At 68.0% G+C, this 15,597-nt stretch carries 21 protein-coding genes; 8 read left to right on the top strand and 13 right to left on the bottom strand.

All coding sequences use genetic code 11. The features are described 5' to 3' along the window. Window positions 1-488: alpha/beta hydrolase (locus Q8K49_RS11430; protein ID WP_305306207.1), on the top strand; the 488-nt coding region annotated here is incomplete at its 5' end. A gap of 44 nt (window positions 489-532) precedes the next feature. On the opposite strand, the gene rpsU is transcribed toward Q8K49_RS11430, so the two are convergent. The 3 genes from rpsU to purE form a co-directional block, all read right to left on the bottom strand. Next, window positions 533-784, bottom strand: coding sequence for a 30S ribosomal protein S21 (gene rpsU / locus Q8K49_RS11425; protein WP_305306206.1), 252 nt, complete (start codon window positions 782-784; stop codon window positions 533-535). Between the two features lie 150 nt (window positions 785-934). After that, window positions 935-2,020 carry a 5-(carboxyamino)imidazole ribonucleotide synthase gene (locus tag Q8K49_RS11420; RefSeq protein WP_305306205.1) on the bottom strand — a complete coding sequence of 362 codons (1,086 nt, stop codon included), beginning with the start codon at window positions 2,018-2,020 and terminating at the stop codon, window positions 935-937. 81 nt (window positions 2,021-2,101) lie between these two features. Beyond that, window positions 2,102-2,596, bottom strand: coding sequence for a 5-(carboxyamino)imidazole ribonucleotide mutase (gene purE / locus Q8K49_RS11415; RefSeq protein WP_305306204.1), 495 nt, complete (start codon window positions 2,594-2,596; stop codon window positions 2,102-2,104). Window positions 2,597-2,721: 125 nt separating this feature from the next. On the opposite strand from purE, the gene Q8K49_RS11410 reads away from it, so the two are divergent. Continuing rightward, window positions 2,722-3,285, top strand: a complete 564-nt coding sequence (locus Q8K49_RS11410) for a GGDEF domain-containing protein (RefSeq protein WP_305306203.1) — start codon at window positions 2,722-2,724, stop codon at window positions 3,283-3,285. 8 nt (window positions 3,286-3,293) lie between these two features. On the opposite strand, the gene Q8K49_RS11405 is transcribed toward Q8K49_RS11410, so the two are convergent. Genes Q8K49_RS11405 through Q8K49_RS11395 form a run of 3 tightly spaced genes read right to left on the bottom strand, consistent with a single transcriptional unit; the run spans window position 3,294 to window position 4,630 of the window. Further along, entirely contained in the window at window positions 3,294-3,518 is a 225-nt protein-coding gene (locus tag Q8K49_RS11405; protein WP_305306202.1) for a YdcH family protein, read from the bottom strand. 36 nt (window positions 3,519-3,554) lie between these two features. Next, a complete protein-coding gene (locus tag Q8K49_RS11400; RefSeq protein WP_305306201.1) occupies window positions 3,555-4,019 on the bottom strand; it encodes a TIGR02444 family protein in 465 nt (154 codons plus the stop codon). Further along, entirely contained in the window at window positions 4,016-4,630 is a 615-nt protein-coding gene (locus tag Q8K49_RS11395; protein WP_305306208.1) for a UbiX family flavin prenyltransferase, read from the bottom strand. The genes Q8K49_RS11400 and Q8K49_RS11395 overlap by 4 nt, the downstream gene beginning before the upstream one ends. 129 nt (window positions 4,631-4,759) lie before the next feature. Here Q8K49_RS11395 and Q8K49_RS11390 point away from each other — a divergent pair, with 129 nt between their 5' ends. After that, window positions 4,760-4,933, top strand: coding sequence for a YdcH family protein (locus tag Q8K49_RS11390; protein WP_305306199.1), 174 nt, complete (start codon window positions 4,760-4,762; stop codon window positions 4,931-4,933). Window positions 4,934-5,094: 161 nt separating this feature from the next. Here Q8K49_RS11390 and Q8K49_RS11385 read toward each other — a convergent pair whose 3' ends face one another. Beyond that, on the bottom strand, window positions 5,095-5,766 hold the full coding sequence (locus Q8K49_RS11385) for a DUF1013 domain-containing protein (protein ID WP_305306198.1): 672 nt from the start codon (window positions 5,764-5,766) through the stop codon (window positions 5,095-5,097). Between the two features lie 217 nt (window positions 5,767-5,983). Here Q8K49_RS11385 and Q8K49_RS11380 point away from each other — a divergent pair, with 217 nt between their 5' ends. Continuing rightward, the gene (locus Q8K49_RS11380; protein WP_305306195.1) at window positions 5,984-6,607 is read left to right on the top strand and encodes a beta/gamma crystallin-related protein; all 624 of its coding nucleotides are present in this window, start codon (window positions 5,984-5,986) and stop codon (window positions 6,605-6,607) included. A gap of 4 nt (window positions 6,608-6,611) precedes the next feature. Here Q8K49_RS11380 and Q8K49_RS11375 read toward each other — a convergent pair whose 3' ends face one another. Continuing rightward, on the bottom strand, window positions 6,612-7,583 hold the full coding sequence (locus tag Q8K49_RS11375) for an NAD(P)H-quinone oxidoreductase (RefSeq protein ID WP_305306193.1): 972 nt from the start codon (window positions 7,581-7,583) through the stop codon (window positions 6,612-6,614). Window positions 7,584-7,667: 84 nt separating this feature from the next. On the opposite strand from Q8K49_RS11375, the gene Q8K49_RS11370 reads away from it, so the two are divergent. Both Q8K49_RS11370 and Q8K49_RS11365 read left to right on the top strand, forming a co-directional pair. Further along, window positions 7,668-7,871 carry a DUF1192 domain-containing protein gene (locus Q8K49_RS11370; RefSeq protein ID WP_292065826.1) on the top strand — a complete coding sequence of 68 codons (204 nt, stop codon included), beginning with the start codon at window positions 7,668-7,670 and terminating at the stop codon, window positions 7,869-7,871. A gap of 89 nt (window positions 7,872-7,960) precedes the next feature. Then, a complete protein-coding gene (locus tag Q8K49_RS11365; protein ID WP_305306191.1) occupies window positions 7,961-8,494 on the top strand; it encodes a DUF1465 family protein in 534 nt (177 codons plus the stop codon). A 5-nt stretch (window positions 8,495-8,499) separates the two neighbouring features. Here the strand turns inward: Q8K49_RS11365 and Q8K49_RS11360 are convergent, their stop codons facing one another. Further along, a complete protein-coding gene (locus tag Q8K49_RS11360; protein WP_305306189.1) occupies window positions 8,500-10,056 on the bottom strand; it encodes a murein L,D-transpeptidase in 1,557 nt (518 codons plus the stop codon). 174 nt (window positions 10,057-10,230) lie between these two features. Then, window positions 10,231-10,455 carry a 50S ribosomal protein L31 gene (rpmE, locus tag Q8K49_RS11355; protein WP_292028857.1) on the bottom strand — a complete coding sequence of 75 codons (225 nt, stop codon included), beginning with the start codon at window positions 10,453-10,455 and terminating at the stop codon, window positions 10,231-10,233. A gap of 133 nt (window positions 10,456-10,588) precedes the next feature. Between rpmE and Q8K49_RS11350 the strand changes: the two genes are divergently transcribed. After that, entirely contained in the window at window positions 10,589-12,442 is a 1,854-nt protein-coding gene (locus Q8K49_RS11350) for an ABC transporter transmembrane domain-containing protein (protein ID WP_305306183.1), read from the top strand. Here Q8K49_RS11350 and Q8K49_RS11345 read toward each other — a convergent pair. After that, window positions 12,439-12,876: an HIT family protein gene (locus Q8K49_RS11345; protein ID WP_305306182.1), complete on the bottom strand. Its 438-nt coding sequence runs from the start codon at window positions 12,874-12,876 to the stop codon at window positions 12,439-12,441. The two genes, Q8K49_RS11350 and Q8K49_RS11345, sit on opposite strands and share 4 nt — an antisense overlap. Window positions 12,877-12,978: 102 nt before the next feature. On the opposite strand from Q8K49_RS11345, the gene Q8K49_RS11340 reads away from it, so the two are divergent. After that, complete coding sequence (locus tag Q8K49_RS11340) at window positions 12,979-13,341, top strand: phage holin family protein (RefSeq protein ID WP_305306181.1); 363 nt, start codon at window positions 12,979-12,981, stop codon at window positions 13,339-13,341. A gap of 4 nt (window positions 13,342-13,345) precedes the next feature. Here the strand turns inward: Q8K49_RS11340 and Q8K49_RS11335 are convergent, their stop codons facing one another. Further along, on the bottom strand, window positions 13,346-14,494 hold the full coding sequence (locus tag Q8K49_RS11335) for a GNAT family N-acetyltransferase (protein ID WP_305306179.1): 1,149 nt from the start codon (window positions 14,492-14,494) through the stop codon (window positions 13,346-13,348). 154 nt (window positions 14,495-14,648) lie between these two features. Next, the gene (locus Q8K49_RS11330) at window positions 14,649-15,107 is read right to left on the bottom strand and encodes a RidA family protein (protein WP_305306177.1); all 459 of its coding nucleotides are present in this window, start codon (window positions 15,105-15,107) and stop codon (window positions 14,649-14,651) included. Between the last annotated feature and the right edge of the window lie 490 nt (window positions 15,108-15,597).

The following is a 15,597-nucleotide window of genomic DNA, read 5'->3' as shown; positions in this document are numbered from 1 at the left end:
ACGAGGCGTTGCGCAGGGCTGGCGTCGCTCCGCAAGACATCATCATCTACGGCGAATCGCTGGGCTCCGGCGTCGCCGTGCAGGTGGCGGCGGAAAAAGAAGTGGGAGGCCTCGTGCTCGATGCGCCCTATACGTCGATCGTCGACGTGGCGGAAGTGTCGTACCCGTATCTGCCGGTGCGGCCGTTCATTTTCGACCGCTATGAGACGATGCAGTACCTTCCGAAGGTGACGGCGCCGCTGCTGGTCATGCACGGCGAGGACGATCGCGTCATCCCGGTGGAAATGGGCAAGGCCGTATATGCCGCCGCCAATGCGCCGAAGGAGATCGTCACCTTCCCGCGCGCCGGCCACTCCGACCATCACCTCTACGGCTCCTACGAAGAGCTGTTCCGTTGGGTCGATGCGCTGCGGGCCAAGTCGCAGGCGCGCGAGGCGGGACGGCGTCACGACGACCCGCTACCCGCCCAACAGCAAATGCGCCCGTGAGCTGTTCGCTCAGGGCGCATCGCAAATCCGTCAGGCGATGGTGCTTAGCGGCGCGGGCCGGCAGCGGTCGTCGGCGTCGGCGCCTTGCCGGGCAGCAGGCCTTCGCGCTGAGCGCGCTTGCGGGCCAGCTTGCGCGCGCGGCGCACGGCCTCGGCCTTCTCGCGAGCCTTACGCTCGGAGGGCTTCTCGAAATAGTTGCGGAGCTTCATTTCCCGGAAAATGCCCTCGCGCTGCATCTTCTTCTTGAGCGCCTTGAGAGCCTGATCGACGTTGTTGTCGCGGACGAGAACCTGCAAGCGGTTGCTTCCTTTGCCTGACCTGCCACCAATGAAAAACGCGACATCCGGTGCGGCGGCTGAACCGCCGGCATCCCGTATGCCGTTGAGGATGGCGGATCACTAGCAAAAGCCGGTTAAATTGTCCATGCGGACGATTCCGGCCCCCGCTCAGCGGCCTTTGCCGAGCGGCGACAGCCGGTTGACGTGCCCCAGTTTGCGTCCCGCGCGGGCTTCGTTCTTCCCGTACAGATGCAGGCAAGCACCGGGTTCGGCGGCCAATTGCGGCCAGGCGGCCACATCCTCGCCGATGAGATTGGTCATCCGGCAGTCCGAATGCCGCTCCGTCGCACCCAGCGGCCAGCCGGCGACGGCGCGGATGTGGTTCTCGAACTGCCCCACGGCGCAGGCGTCCATCGTCCAGTGGCCGGAGTTATGCACGCGCGGGGCGAACTCGTTGATGAGCAGCGGCTCGGGCCCGTCGCCGACGTAGAACATTTCCACCCCGATGACGCCGACGTAGCCGAGCGCATCGGCGAGCTTGCCGGCAATCTCGCGGGCGCGCGCGGCATGGGCCGGCGGCAACGCGCTCGGCACGGTCGAGGTGCGCAGGATGCCGCCCTCATGGTGGTTGGTGGGGATGTCGTAGAAGCGCGTCTCGCCGGCGAGGCTGCGCACAAGCAGCACCGACACCTCGCACTTGAAGTTGACGAGCGCCTCCAGCGTTGCCGGCGCGCGGCCGACGGCCTCGAACGCTGCGGCGATCTCGCCGGCCTTCTCGATGCGCGCCTGGCCCTTGCCGTCGTAGCCGAGGCGGCGCGTCTTCAGGATGGCCGGCGCGCCGACCTCGGCGATGGCGGCGGCGAAGTCGTCGGGGCCCGCGACCGCGGCGAAACGCGCGATGGGAATGCCCAACGACTGGGCGAAGGTCTTCTCCTTGAGGCGGTCCTGCGCCACCTCGAGAGCATGCAGGCCGGGCCGCACCGGGCGCACGCGTTCGACGGCCGCCGCGGCGTCGACCGGCACATTCTCGAACTCATAGGTGACGACGTCGGTTTGCTCGGCGAACCTGGCGATCTTGTCCAGGTCCTCGGAGGGGCCGATGGTTGTCGATACCGCGACGTCGGATGCGGGGCCGTGCACGTCGCTATAGATGCGGCATTTGAAGCCGAGTTGGGAAGCGGCCGCCGCCAGCATGCGGCCGAGCTGTCCGGCGCCGAGAATGCCGATGGTCGAGCCGGGCTTCAGAGCCTGCATCAGTGCGAGTGTCCCGACACCGAAGTTCGCCTGAGCCCGCGGCTGGGACTGGGAGCGAATTTCTCGATCATCACACTAGCCTCACGCATCCTTCGGTTCTTCGGCAACTTTGGCCGTGCGCGCGGCGCGGTGCGCTTCGATGCGTTGCATCAGCGCCGGATCGGCGATGGCGAGAATCTGCGCCGCGAGGAGGCCGGCGTTGGTGGCACCTGGCTCGCCGATGGCCAGTGTCCCGACGGGTACCCCGGCCGGCATCTGCACGATGGAATAGAGGCTGTCCTGGCCGTCCAGCTGGGTGGTGGCGATCGGCACGCCGAGCACCGGCAGCGGGGTGAGCGACGCAGTCATGCCGGGCAGGTGGGCGGCGCCCCCGGCGCCGGCGATGATGATCTTGAAGCCCGCGGCGCGAGCGCCAGTGGCGAAATCGAACAGGCGTTTGGGGGTGCGGTGGGCGCTGACCACGCGGGCGTCCCAGGCCACGCCCAGGCGATCGAGGGCGTCGGCGGCGTGTTTCATCGTCGGCCAGTCCGATCGGCTGCCCATGATGATCGCCACGGGGGGAGTCTCGGTCGCCATGGATGCGCGCCCTGTTCGCGGGAAAGCGGCGCGATACAGGACTCGCGTTGCGCCCGCAACCGACGGCGTTAGGCTCACAGGCAGCCGGACCCGTTGAGTCGCCGGCGAGGGAGCCTTCTCTGCTCGTGACCGACGCGGCCTTCATTGACCCCCACGCCGAGATCGAGCGCCTGCGCGCCGAGGTCGAGGCCCTGCGCCTGCGCGCCGAGGCCGCCGAGGCTGCGGCCGATCACGACGTGCTGACGCCGGCGCTGAACCGGCGTGGCTTCGTGACGGCCCTGCGCGGCGCCATGGCCTTTTGCCAGCGCCATGAGGTGCCGGCGGTGCTACTCTATCTGGACCTCGACAGCTTCAAGAACGTCAACGACACCCTGGGCCACGCCGCGGGCGACGCCGCGCTGGTGCATGTGGCCGAGCTGTTGCGGGCCAATCTGCGCGAATCGGATGCGGTCGGCCGGCTGGGCGGAGACGAGTTCGCTCTGCTGATGTTGAACGCCGGTCTGGACGAGGGGCGGGACAAGGCCCGACGTCTGGCCGCGGCGCTGGAGGCCGATGGATTCGTCTGGGCCGGAGAACAGTCGCCGCTGGGCGGCTCGTTCGGCGTTCGCGCCTTCGCCGGCCACACCGATCCCGAGGTCTGGCTGGCCGAGGCCGACGCGGCCATGTGGGTGCGCAAGAAGGGTCGCTGACGCAGCCCTCAGGCGATGATGTCGGGCAGGATGCGGTCTTCGATCTTGGAAATCTCGTCGCGCAGGGTCAGCTTCTTCCGCTTCAGGCGCGCGATCATCAACTGATCCGGCACGGGCATATGGCCGAGAGCTTCGATCGAGGCGTCGAGGTCGGCGTGCTCAAGCTGAAGCACCTTGAGTCGGGCGTGCAGCGCCAGATCTTCTTCGCTCAGAAAAGGTTCGTCGTCGTTCATGTCGGGCCCTGTTGGCGGATCATACCGTGCGTCGCGTCAGGCCGGAAGGCGGTCCGCGAGGCGGACCAGGCCCGCGCGCGGCGTCATCGGCGACCAGACGCGAGCGGCGGCCACCAATGTACTGATTGGCGGCTGCGGCAGGCCGGACGGAGCGGGGGCGAGGGACTCGAGCGCGGCCAGCAGGCAGCGCTCGGCCTCCAGCTCCACCGCCTTGACTTGGGCCCGGACAGTTTCGCGGGCGGTGTCGTCGAGATCCGGTGCACGGGCCTTCAACGCGCGACGCACGGCGCGGAGGGGGGCGATGGCGGTCTCCTGCCAGGCGCGGGCGGTGTCGCCGGCGGCTTCCATGGCGTCCGCGTCTGGCGCACGGCCCTCGGCGGCGCACCAGCCGGCCCAAAGGAGCAGGGGCACGTTCTGGCCGGCGGCGTCCTGCAGCTCCAGACAGGCCTCAGCCACACCGTCAGCGGCGTAGGCCGTCACCGCCCAATCCCAAAGGCTCATTCCGTGGCCGGTCCCTTGAGGCCTTCCCAGCGTCGCACGGCGGCCCAGTCCAGGCCGAACAGGTCCAGCGCCCGACCGACGGACTGATCGACCATCTCGGCGATCGACGCAGGTTTCGTATAGAAGGCCGGCAGGGGCGGGGCGATGATTGCGCCCATCTCGGCCAGGGCCGTCATAGTGCGCAGGTGGCCGAGGTGCAGAGGCGTCTCGCGCACCATCAGCACCAGAGGGCGGCGCTCCTTGAGCACGACATCGGCGGCGCGGGTCAGGAGGGTCGAGGTCACCCCGGTGGCGATCTCGCCCATGGTGCGGACGGAGCAGGGGGCGACGATCATCCCCATGGTCCGGAACGAGCCGGAGGCGATCGAGGCGCCGACGTCATTGAGCCTGTGCGTCACGTCGGCGCGACCCAGCAGATTATCGACGGGAAGGTCGGTTTCCTGCGACAGGGTCAGCAGGGCGGCGCGGGTGACGACCAGATGGCTTTCGACGCCGAGCTCACGCAGCGCGTCCAGCACCCGAACCCCGTAAGTCACGCCCGACGCTCCGGAAATTCCAACGATCAAGCGGGCGGGCGTAGAGCCGGAAAGGTTCCGTGCGGCTCCGTTCACATCTTCGGCCAATTCGGGCTCCAGGGTGGTCCGTATTCAGGACGGTCGGCAGTTCACTGGAATGTGATTCTACAGCCGGTCAGACCCGGCGCTGACTGTACTGGTCCCTTAGACATGGAGGCGCAAGCCATGACCATCGAAGCTCGTATCCGCGAACTGGGAAACCGTCACCGCAGTCTGGATGAAACCATCCGGAGGGAGACGACTCACCCGGCCACGGACTCGCTTCGCGTAAGGGAGCTCAAGCAGCAGAAGCTCCGACTCAAGGAACAGATCACCAGTCTGGAGGCCCGAGCGCATTAGCGACGGCCTCCCGAAAAGAATGACGGCCCCAGGAGCGATCCCGGGGCCGTTTTTCATTCCTCCCCCACAGGGGAGGTGGATCGCCGGCGGAGCCGGCGAGACGGAGGGGCAGTCCCCCTCCACCGCTACGCGGTCCCCTCCCCCGGTGGGGGAAGAATGCCTCAGTCCTTGGAGCCGAACACCGAGGCGGCAGTGGGTTCGGCGCCGCGGCGCTCGCGGGCTTCCGGCACGAATTCAGGCTCGGCCGGCTCCGCCGGGGCGTCGACGGCTTGCAGGGTGGCGCCCCCCTTCTTGGCGTCGTCCTTGGCCTTCTTGTCGGCGGCCTTCCTGACCAGTTCGTCAAGGGCCAGCTGACCCACCAGGCCCAAGGTCACCGGATCGACCGGCTTGATGTTGGGGCTGTTCCAGTGGGTGCGGTTGCGAACGCTCTCGATGGTCGACTTGGTGGTGCCGAGCATCTTGGCGATCTGGGCGTCGGTCACCTCGGGATGGTTGCGCACAAACCACATGATGGCGTCGGGGCGGTCCTGACGGCGCGAGACCGGCGTGTATTTCGGCGGCGCCTTGTGCACTTTCAGCAGTTCGGCGTGGCGGCTGACCACCGCCTGCATGCGGTACGCCTCATCGGTCTGGGCCCTGTCCAGCTCTTCGCGAGTCAGTTGGCCGTTGACCAGCGGATCGGCGCCGCGGATGTCCCGGGCCACGTCGCCGTCGGCGATGCCGCGCACTTCCAGCGGGTGCAGACCACAGAAGTCGGCGATCTGCTCGAACGTCAGGGAGGTGTTGTCGACCAGCCAGACCGCGGTGGCCTTGGGCATCAGGATGTCGGTCATGGGGGCGTTCCGGTTCTTGTTCGAGCCCGAAAAACCGGGCTCTGGATACGACGGCGCCCGGCCTTTCGACCGGGCGTTGATGATCGCGATATAGTCCCATTCGCCGGAAAAGAAAACGGAACCCGACAACGTCGTACAGCCACGGTTCATCCAGGGTCGCGCAACAGTGGTTTTACAGACGCACTGTGCGTCGGGCATGATTTTGGGAGGGACTTCCATGTTGATCGAAATGCTGGCCGCCGCTGCGGTCTTCTCCGGCGCCGGGCAGGAGGCCGCTCCGCAGATTCCGGGCGATCCCGAGCGGATTGCCCCGCGCGGCGACTATCGCGACAGCTGCAGCGGCGAATACGTGAACCGGGGCCGGCTCTATGCCGACTGCCGCAACAACCGAGGGAATATTCGTGGCACCTCGATCGAGTTGAACCGCTGCGCCGACTACGAGATCCGCAACAATGACGGCCTGCTGGTCTGTGGTCCGAACCGTGGTGAATACGAAGATCGCGGCGGCGGCGGCGGCGGCTGGCCCGGCGGTGGCGGTGGCTGGCCAGGCAACGGCGGTGGCTGGGGCGGCGGCGGACGGGGATCTGTAACTGTCTTCCGCGACTCTAATTTCCGCGGGGCCTCGTTCCGGTTCGACAGCGAGATTCCCAACCTTGCAAATAGCGGCTTCAACGACGCCATCTCGTCGATGCAGTTCCGGGGCGAGTGGGAGGCCTGCACGGACGCCCACTATCGCGGCTATTGTCAGACGTTCAGGGATGACGTCCGCAACCTGCAGCGCTGGGGCATGAACGACCGCATCTCCTCGTTGCGTCCGGTCGGCCGCGGCGGGCGCTGGTAAGCTATCAGGTCGTCAGCACGATCTTGCCGACATGGCCGCCCGCCTCCAGCCGGAGGTGGGCGGCCGATGCCTGGTGTAGTGGGAAGGTCGCCTCAACCGGCGGCCGGACGGCGCCTGATGCGACCCACGGCCAGGCCGTGGCTTCCACGGCCGCGATCAGCCGGGCCTTTTCGTCGGCGGGCCGCGCCCGCAAGGTCGAACCGGTCAGGCTGATCCGCTTCATCATCAGCCGGGCCAGATCGACCTCGGCCAGCGGGCCGGACTGGGTGGCGATCACCACCCAGCGGCCGAAGGGATTCAGCGCGGCCTGATTGAGGGCGGCGTAGTCGGCCCCGACCATGTCCAGCACCACATCGGCGCCGCCGAATGTCCGGATCGCCGCCTCCATGTCGCCGGTCGAGGCTTCGAGGCTGAGGTCGGCGCCGAGACGACCGGCGGCTTCGGCCTTGTCCACCCCGCGGGAAGTGGCGATGACGCGCGCGCCTGCCGCCTTCGCCATCTGGATGGCGGTGACCCCGATGCCGCTGGTGGCGCCGTGGATGAGCAGGGTCTCACCTGCCTTCAGCGCACCGGACTCGAAGACATTGGCGAAGACGGTGCAGACCGTTTCGGGCAGGGCGGCGGCCTGGACGAAATCCATGTCGCCGGGGACGGGCAGGGCGTGGCGGGCATCGACGACAGCCATCTCCGCATAGCCGCCCCCGCCGAGCAGGGCGCAAACCCGGTCTCCGACGGACCAGCGGGTGACGCCGGCGCCGAGCTGATCGACCTCGCCCGCCACCTCCAGACCCAGAACATCCGACGCGCCGGGTGGGGCGGGGTAGCGCCCCAGCCGCTGCAGGATGTCGGGCCGATTGAGTCCAGCAGCCCGGACCCGGATGCGAATCTGGCCCGGTCCGGCGACCGGATCGGGCCGTTGGGCGAGGGCCAGGGACTCGGCGGGGCCGGACCCGCCTGTGATCTCGACTACGCGCATTCAACCTGCCTCGTTCTTGCAATCGTCCGTATCCGGGCGTTGAAATAGGCCGTTGGGGCACGGTTGACCACGAAGGAGGCGGCGATGTTTGAGGATCTGGAGCCCCGTCCGGCGCGCGGCGCGCCTCTGATCGCCCTGACGCGCGAAGATCTTGACGGCTATTCGGTCGAGGATCTGAAACAGCGGATCGCCGGGCTGCAGGCCGAGATCGACCGCTCCAACGCCGCCATCGAAGGCAAGTCGTCGCAACGCAATGCGGCTGACGCCATGTTCAATTTCAGATCGTAACCCTGTCGGTTCCCCTCTGGCACAGCCGTTGCACACCGTGGAAGCGCCGCGCCATGCCGTGCCGGTCGTGATACGGATGCGCCTGTCCCATGAGTCTGGTTGAGTTCATGTCTACCGAGGCCACCCCGCTTTCGCCTACGGGCCGCAGCCGCGCCACGGTGGTGGACGATTTCGCGCGCTCGGAACTGTTCGACCGCACCTTTCAGGAAGGGATGGAGCTGGTCGAGGAGACCGCCGCCTATCTGGACGGCGACGGGCGTCGGGAATCCAAACTGCTGTCGCGGTCCACGGCCCTGCTTTACGCGGGCGAAAGCATGAAGCTGACCACCCGGTTGATGCAGATCGCCTCATGGCTGCTGGTCCAGCGTGCTGTCCGCGAGGGGGACATGACGGCGGAGGCGGCCTGTGAGGTGCGCTATCGCCTGGCCGACCGCACGGCGGCGACCGAAGCCAGCCATCCGGAACTGCCGATCGCTTTGGTCGAATATCTGGTGCGCACCGAAAAGCTGTACGACCGGGTCCTGCACCTGGATCGCCGCATGTATCTGGACGAGCCCGAGGAGGATGCGGTCAATCCCGTCCAGAGCCAGCTCGATCGGCTGACGGCGGCGTTCCGAATCTAGAAACCCTACGGCCCGACGTCGTTGGCCACCCGCGCGCCGTCATCGACCGCCTTGGGCAGGCTGAGGGCGATGCCGAGGGCCTCGGCCAGTTTGGCGTCCCGCTCATAGACATCCTCGCGGAAGGCGACACGGCCCTGGCCGTCGACGAAGGCGGTCCAGTACAGCAGGCGCACGCTGATTTCGCGGCCTGTCGCGATCCGCTTGGTCTCACGCGAGTCCTGGGCGTTGTCGAACTGTTCCAGCAGGGCCGGATCGGGCGACAGCAGCAGGCGGGCGAAATCGACCGCGCCCTGAACCCGGACACAACCGTGGCTGCGTTGGCGCATAGCCAGGTTGAAGGCGGCCTTGGACGGGGTGTCATGCAGGAAGATGGCGTAGCTGTCCCGCAGCTCGAACTTCACATAGCCGAGCGCGGCGGTGGGGCCGGCGCGCTGGATGACCGTGCCGTTGGACATGTACATGTTCTGGCTGGCCAGATAGCCGGGGCCGCGCGGCAGAATCTCATTGCGGGCGATCGAGGCCGGCACATACCAGGGCGGATTGGCGACCACCGAGGCGAACGGCTTCTCGAGGCTGGGGGTCTGATTCGACGGTGAGCCGCAGACGACGCGGTTGGAGTGAACGGGACGGCCATCCTTCCAGTAGACCATGATGGCGGCGGCGGTGTTGACCTCGATCCGCTCGGGCGAGACCTCGCGCTTCAGCCAGCGGCGGCGTTCGAGGTTGAGGGCGATCTGTCGGGCGCGGTCCTCGGCGGAGGCTGACAGCGAACGTTGGCTGCCCGTGCCGATGCGGCCGTCAGCGACCAGGCCGTGCCGCGCCTGGAAGCCGCGGACCGCGGCCTGGAGTTCCGGTCCGTAGACGATACCCATCTCCGTAAGCCGGGCGCCGTCGGCGGCGGGCAGGTCGCCCTCGGCGACAAGGCGCTGGATGATCACCGGAATGCGGACGTCGCTCATGCCCGGCTCGATGGTCGCCCCCTGACGGAAGGCGGGCCAGCCGCCGTCGCGGATCAGGCGACGATAGCGGACATAGCCGGCGGAAAGGTTGGAATAGCCGATGTCTGTCGGGGCCAGTCCTTCGAGCCAGTCGACGAGACGGTTCTGGGCGAGGGCGTCATTCAGCCCGACAGGCAGGTCGACGCGATTCTTCTGCATCTCCCACAGATCCTCGACGGTTTCGGGACGGACCCGGCCTTCGCCGAGAACGCGGCCATAGGCCATGGCGGCGGCCGTGGTGCGCATCTCGGAGGCGTCCGCCGCCGCGGCGAGGGCCGCGAAGTCGAAATAGTCGCTCTGCGACAGACCATGGCGCTCGGCGCGGTCGGCGGCGGTCTGGAGCATGCGAAGGCGTTCGGGCGTCCAGACCGGACGCCAGCCGTTCAACTCATAGAAGGCGCGGACGTCGGGCTGGATCGCTGCGGGCAGGCGGGCCAATTGATCGTTGAAGCTGTCATAGAAGGCGACAGCGCCGGGATCGCGGGTCTGGGCCCGGGCCGTTAGTCCAATGGCCGACGCGAAAGCCGAAACGGCCGCGCCAAGTCCCAGTTGCCGTCGATTCATCGTCAAGGTCTCTTCGCCCGCTTCGACACGGGACCCCACGTCCACGCCCCCGAAGCCAACGCCGCCATGTTATCGGCGTTCCGGGCAAACAGAAAGGCGCCGGTCCGGAGACCGACGCCTTTGTGGTCGTCTTGCCGCAGGGTGTGGCCCGAAAGCCCGGCCCGCGCGGACAGCCTACTTCTTGATGAAGCCGGCGAACTTGTTGTTGAAGCGCGAAACGCGGCCGCCGCGGTCCAGCAGGTGCTGGTTGCCGCCGGTCCAGGCCGGGTGGGTCAACGGATCGATATCCAGGTTCAGGACGGCGCCTTCCTTCTGGTAGGTCGAGCGCGTCTGATAGGTCGTACCATCGGTCATCGTTACGGTGATGAAATGGTAGTCGGGATGAGTATCCGCCTTCATGGTCCTGGTCCGGTCTCTGCGCGATGACGATGCCGACCGTCGGAGCGCGAAAATGAGAAAACCCGCCAGCGAAGGGCGGGAATGAGCGGCGGCGTTTACACCGGGGGCCGTTCCGGGGCAAGAGGCGCGCGCCATGACAGATGCACCCGCCACCGCCGACGCCGCTGCTGCTGACATCCGGGGACGGCCGGGCGCGGGCGCCCAACTGGCCGAACAGATGGGCGAGGCCGGCGAGCGTCGGGCGCGGCGTCGTGACGTCCGCCCGCTGGGACGGTTGTTCCCTTATGCGATGCGGCACAAGGGCCACGTCGCCATGGCCGGCTTCTGGCTGATCTTGTCCACTGCGGCCTCGCTGGCGCTGACGGCCGCCGCCCGCGGTGCGATCGACAACGGGTTCGAGAACGGCGGGGCGCAGTTGAACCTGTGGTTCCTGCTACTGGGCGCCAACGCCCTGTTCCTCGGGTTCGCGACGGCGGTCCGCTATTATTTCGTCACCAAGACCGGCGAGCGGGTCATCGCCGACCTGCGCAAGGGGCTGTTCGGGCGCATACTGACGCTGGACCCGGCCTTCTACGCCTCGATGCGGACGGGCGAGGTGCTTTCACGCCTGACCACCGACATCGCCCTGGTCGAAACGCTGCTGACGACCTCGGTGTCGTTCGCCCTGAGGAATTTCCTGACCCTGATTGGCGGGACGGCCCTGCTGTTCGTGGTCAGTCCCAAGCTGACCGGCATGGTGCTGTTGGTGGTGCCGCTGCTGCTGGGACCGATCTTCCTGTTCGGCCGGAGGGTGAGAAAGCTGACGGTCGCCTCGCAGGATCGGTTCGCCAATGCCGTGGGTTTCGCCGGCGAGAGCGTGGACGCGATTGAGACGGTGCAGGCCTTCGGGCGTGAAGCCAGCGCCATCGAGCGTTTCGGCGCGGCGGTGGAGGCGGCGTTCGTCGTCTCGCTGGTGCGGATGAAGGCGCGGGCCCTGATGACCGCCATGATCATCGTGGTCATGTTCGGCGGCGTGACCCTGGTGCTGTGGCTGGGCGCTCAGGACGTGATCGCCGAACGGATGACGCCGGGCGCCCTGTTGCAGTTCGTGCTGCTGTCGGTGTTCGCCGCGGGCGCGGTCGGGGCGCTGGGCGAGAGTTGGGGCGATGTGCAGAAGGCCGCCGGTGCCATGGAGCGGATCGACGAATTGATGCGCAGCGAGGCGGCGATCCGTCCGCCGGCGGCACCGACAGTCCTGCCCGAGCCGCCGACGGGCGAGGTGTCGATGTCCGCCGTCCAGTTCGCCTATCCCGGTCGACCCGACCTGCCGGCGCTCAAGGGGTTCTCCCTGACGGTGCGGCCGGGTGAGACGGTGGCTCTGGTCGGACCCTCTGGCGCAGGCAAGAGCACGGTCTTCCGCCTGCTGCTGCGCTTCTATGATCCGCAGTCCGGCATGGTGTCGGTGGACGGGATCGACGTCCGCGAGGCCGATCCCGTGGCGGTCCGGGACCGGTTCGCCTGGGTGTCGCAAGAGGCGCCGCTGTTCTCGGGTTCCCCCAGCGAAAATATCCGCTTCGGCCGCGAACTCGCCAGCGACGAGGAAGTGCGCGCCGCCGCCGAAGAGGCCCAGGCGCTGGGCTTTGTCGAGGCTTTGCCCGAAGGGTTCGACACGCCGCTGGGCGAACGCGGCAAAAGTCTGTCCGGCGGGCAGCGCCAGCGGTTGGCCATCGCCCGGGCGTTGGTCCGGGATGCGCCGATCCTGCTGCTGGACGAGGCGACCTCGGCGCTGGACGCCGAAAACGAACGGCTGGTTCAGGCGGCGCTGGATCAGGCCATGCAGGGCCGAACGACCATCGTCATCGCCCACCGTCTGGCCACCGTGCTGCGGGCCGACCGGATCGTGGTGATGGAGGACGGCCGGGTGGTGCAGGAGGGCACGCACCAGTCCCTGATGGCCCAGGGCGGCCTGTACGCCCGGCTGGCCGAGCTTCAGTTCCGGACGGACTAGTCCAGCGCGGCGGCGATCCGGTCGGCGAGGCCGCGCAGGACGGCGCCGTCGGCCATCTGTGCCTGGCCGTGGCCCTTCATCGGCCGGTCTGTCCAACGCGGGATGATGTGAAAATGGAGATGGAAGACGGTCTGGCCGCCGGCCTCGCCGTTCAGCTGCATGATCTGGAAGCCGTCGGGGCGCAGGGCCTTTTCGACGGCGCGCGCCGTGCGCTGGACCGCGGCGGTCAGGCGGGCGAGGGCCTCAGGCTCGATCTCAAGCAGCGAGGGGGCGGTCGAGGTCTTCGATATGACCAGGACGTGGCCTTCCGACTGCGGAAACACATCCATGAAGGCCAGCACATGGTCGTTCTCCCAGACCTTCACCGAGGGGATGTCGCCGCGCAGGATTTTGGCGAAGATGTTGTCGGGATCGTAGGGCGCGTTCAGGCTCATCGGGGTCTCCGTGGGACGGGGCCACCGTAGCAACCGGCGGCGGAATGGAGGAGCCCGGCGCGCGGTTTCGGGTTATTGTGCCGCTCGAGTCGGGAGAGAGCCATGCTTCGCTTCATCGTCCAGTTTCTGGTCACCTGCCTTGGCCTGTGGCTGTCGTCGCGGGTCGTGGACGGCGTGGACTTTCTTTCCAACGGATCGCTGCTGGCGGCGGCCCTGCTGCTGGGGATCGCCAATGCGGTGGTGCGGCCGATCCTGACCTTCGTCACCTTCCCGCTGACGATCATCACTTTCGGCCTGTTCCTGCTGGTGGTGAACGCCGCCATGATCGGACTGGTGGCCAGCCTGCTGGGCGGGTTCGTGGTGGACGGTCTGTGGGCCGGCGTCGGCGCGGCGGTGGTGACGGGCATCGTCAGCTGGATCGCCGGCTGGTTCATCGGCGAGGACCCGAAACGCCGCGCGGAGTGATTCATCAGTCCGTCTGCCGAAACGGAGACAGTTCGGCGGTCATGGCGTCGATCTCGGCCACAACCGCCGGACGTTCCCCGTCGAGGTAGCGCGCCACGGGTTCGCGCAGCGCCGGGTCGGCGATGAAATGGGCCGAATAAACGGGGGAGGGCAGGTAGCCGCGGGCGATCTTGTGCTCGCCCTGAGCCCCGGCCTCGACGCGGGACAGGCCGCGCGAAATCGCGAACTCGATGGCCTGGTAGTAGCAGAGCTCGAAATGGAGGAACGGGACCTCCTCCAGTGCACCCCACTGGCGGCCGTACAGGGCATCGCGGCCGATCAGGTTGAGGGCGCCCGCGATTGCGGCTCCATCGCGGAAGGCCATCACCAGAGCGATGCGGTCGGCCATGGTCGCGCCGAGGCGGGCGAAGAAGTCGCGGGTCAGATAGGGCCGGCCCCACTTCCGCTCGCCGGTGTCCATGTAGAAGGCGAAGAAGGCGTCCCAGTGCGCTTCCGTGATGTCCGCGCCGGTCAGGACGCGGATGTCTAGCCCGGCCCGTGCCTCGCGGCGCTCGCGGCGGATGGTCTTGCGGCGGCTGGACGACAGGGCGGACAGGAAGTCGTCGAAGGTTTCGTAGCCGTCGTTGCGCCAGACGTATTGCATATCCTGGCGTTGCAGCAGGCCGGCCTCGCCCATGGCGGTCCAGTCGTCCTCGGTCGGGAAGTTGACGTGAAGGGACGAAACCCCGAGCCGCCCGGTCAGGGCCACCGCGCCTTGCAGCAGGGCCTGCCGCACGGTGACGGTGTCGGCGTCGGGATGGGCGAGGAAGCGCGGGCCGGTCACCGGGGTGAAGGGCACGGCGGCCAGCAGCTTGGGATAGTAGCGGCCGCCGGCGCGCTGATACGCGTCGGCCCAACTGTGATCGAAGACGTATTCGCCCTGGCTGTGACCCTTGAGCCAGAGGGGCATGACGCCGAGGACGCGATTGGTCTCGTCACGAAGCGCAAGATGACGGCCGGCCCAGCCCTCGGCAGGGACGGCGCTGCCGGACGCCTCGCAGGCGTCGAGGAAGTCGAAGGAGACGAAGGGGTCGCCGGAGGCGGACGCGCAGGCGTCCCAGGCGCCGCGGCCGATGTCAGCGACGCGGTCGTGGACGTGGAGGGTGAAGCTCATCGTCTCCTCCCCATCGGAGATGGGGAGGGGAACCGCGAAGCAGTGGAGGGGCCGGCGGCGGCGTCGCGGTCGTACGGCGGACACAGCCCCTCCGTCACGGCGCGAAGGCGCGCCGCGCCACCTCCCCATCGCTTCGCGACAGGGAGGAGACGGATCAGCGAACTTCCACGATGGCGTCCACCTCGACGGCGAAGCCGAGCGGGAGCTTGTAGACGCCGACGGCGGAGCGGGCATGGCGGCCCTTGTCGCCGAACACCTCGACCATCAGGTCGGAACAGCCGTTGATGACGGCGGGAATGGCCTCGAAGTCGCCGGCGACCTGAACGAAGCCGCCCAGTTTGACGACGCGCACGACGCGTTCGAGATCGCCGTCCAGCGCGGCCGACATCTGGGCCAGCAGGTTGACGCCGCACATGCGGGCGCCGTCCTTCGCCTGTTCCGGCGAGACGTCGGCGCCGACCGTGCCCTTGATCCCGCCCGAGGCGTCGTTCGACAGCTGACCGGAGATGTGGACCAGATTGCCCGTCTGGACGTACGGCACATAGTTGGCCACGGCCTTGGCGGGTTCCGGCAGGCTGATGCCGAGTTCGGCGAGGCGGGCGGCGACAGTCATGGGCAGGGCTCCTCAGGGTTCGGCGGCGGTTTAGCGCGGTCGGGCGGCCTTGTCTTCTCTCTCCCGAAGTGGAGAGGAATCGCGCAGCCTTCGGCGCCTCTCCGGCCGTGAGGCGGAAAGTGGGAAGGGCCGGCGGAGCGCCGGGCGCGAAGCCCGGAGACCGTGGGGAGAATGTGTTTCGGCTTCGCGACGTCGCTCCGCACGAGATGTCTGACCGGGAGCTGTCGGCCTGAAAGGCAGTGGTGAACTCCCTCAGGACCAGCGGCGCTGTTGACGCCTTGCCGACATAGCCTCCGGCGGGCGGGTCGGAGCCTTGCGAATCCGGTCCCCGGAACGGCGCGGGTTCCCCGCCCGTCGCCCTTCACGCCTGGCCTATGCTCGCCCCACGGGGGCTCGCGACTTGAGGCCGGGCTGTGGGGGCCTGACGCTCGCCGCGCGGCGGCTCGCTGCTTGAGGCCCGGAGGCGCTCGCGATCCGCTCTGCGTTGAGG

Origin of the sequence: Brevundimonas sp., from assembly GCF_030682035.1 — a bacterium.
In the GTDB taxonomy this organism is placed as follows: domain Bacteria; phylum Pseudomonadota; class Alphaproteobacteria; order Caulobacterales; family Caulobacteraceae; genus Brevundimonas.
Note: the sequence above shows the minus strand (reverse complement) of the source record. Positions and strands in the feature narration are given on the sequence as shown.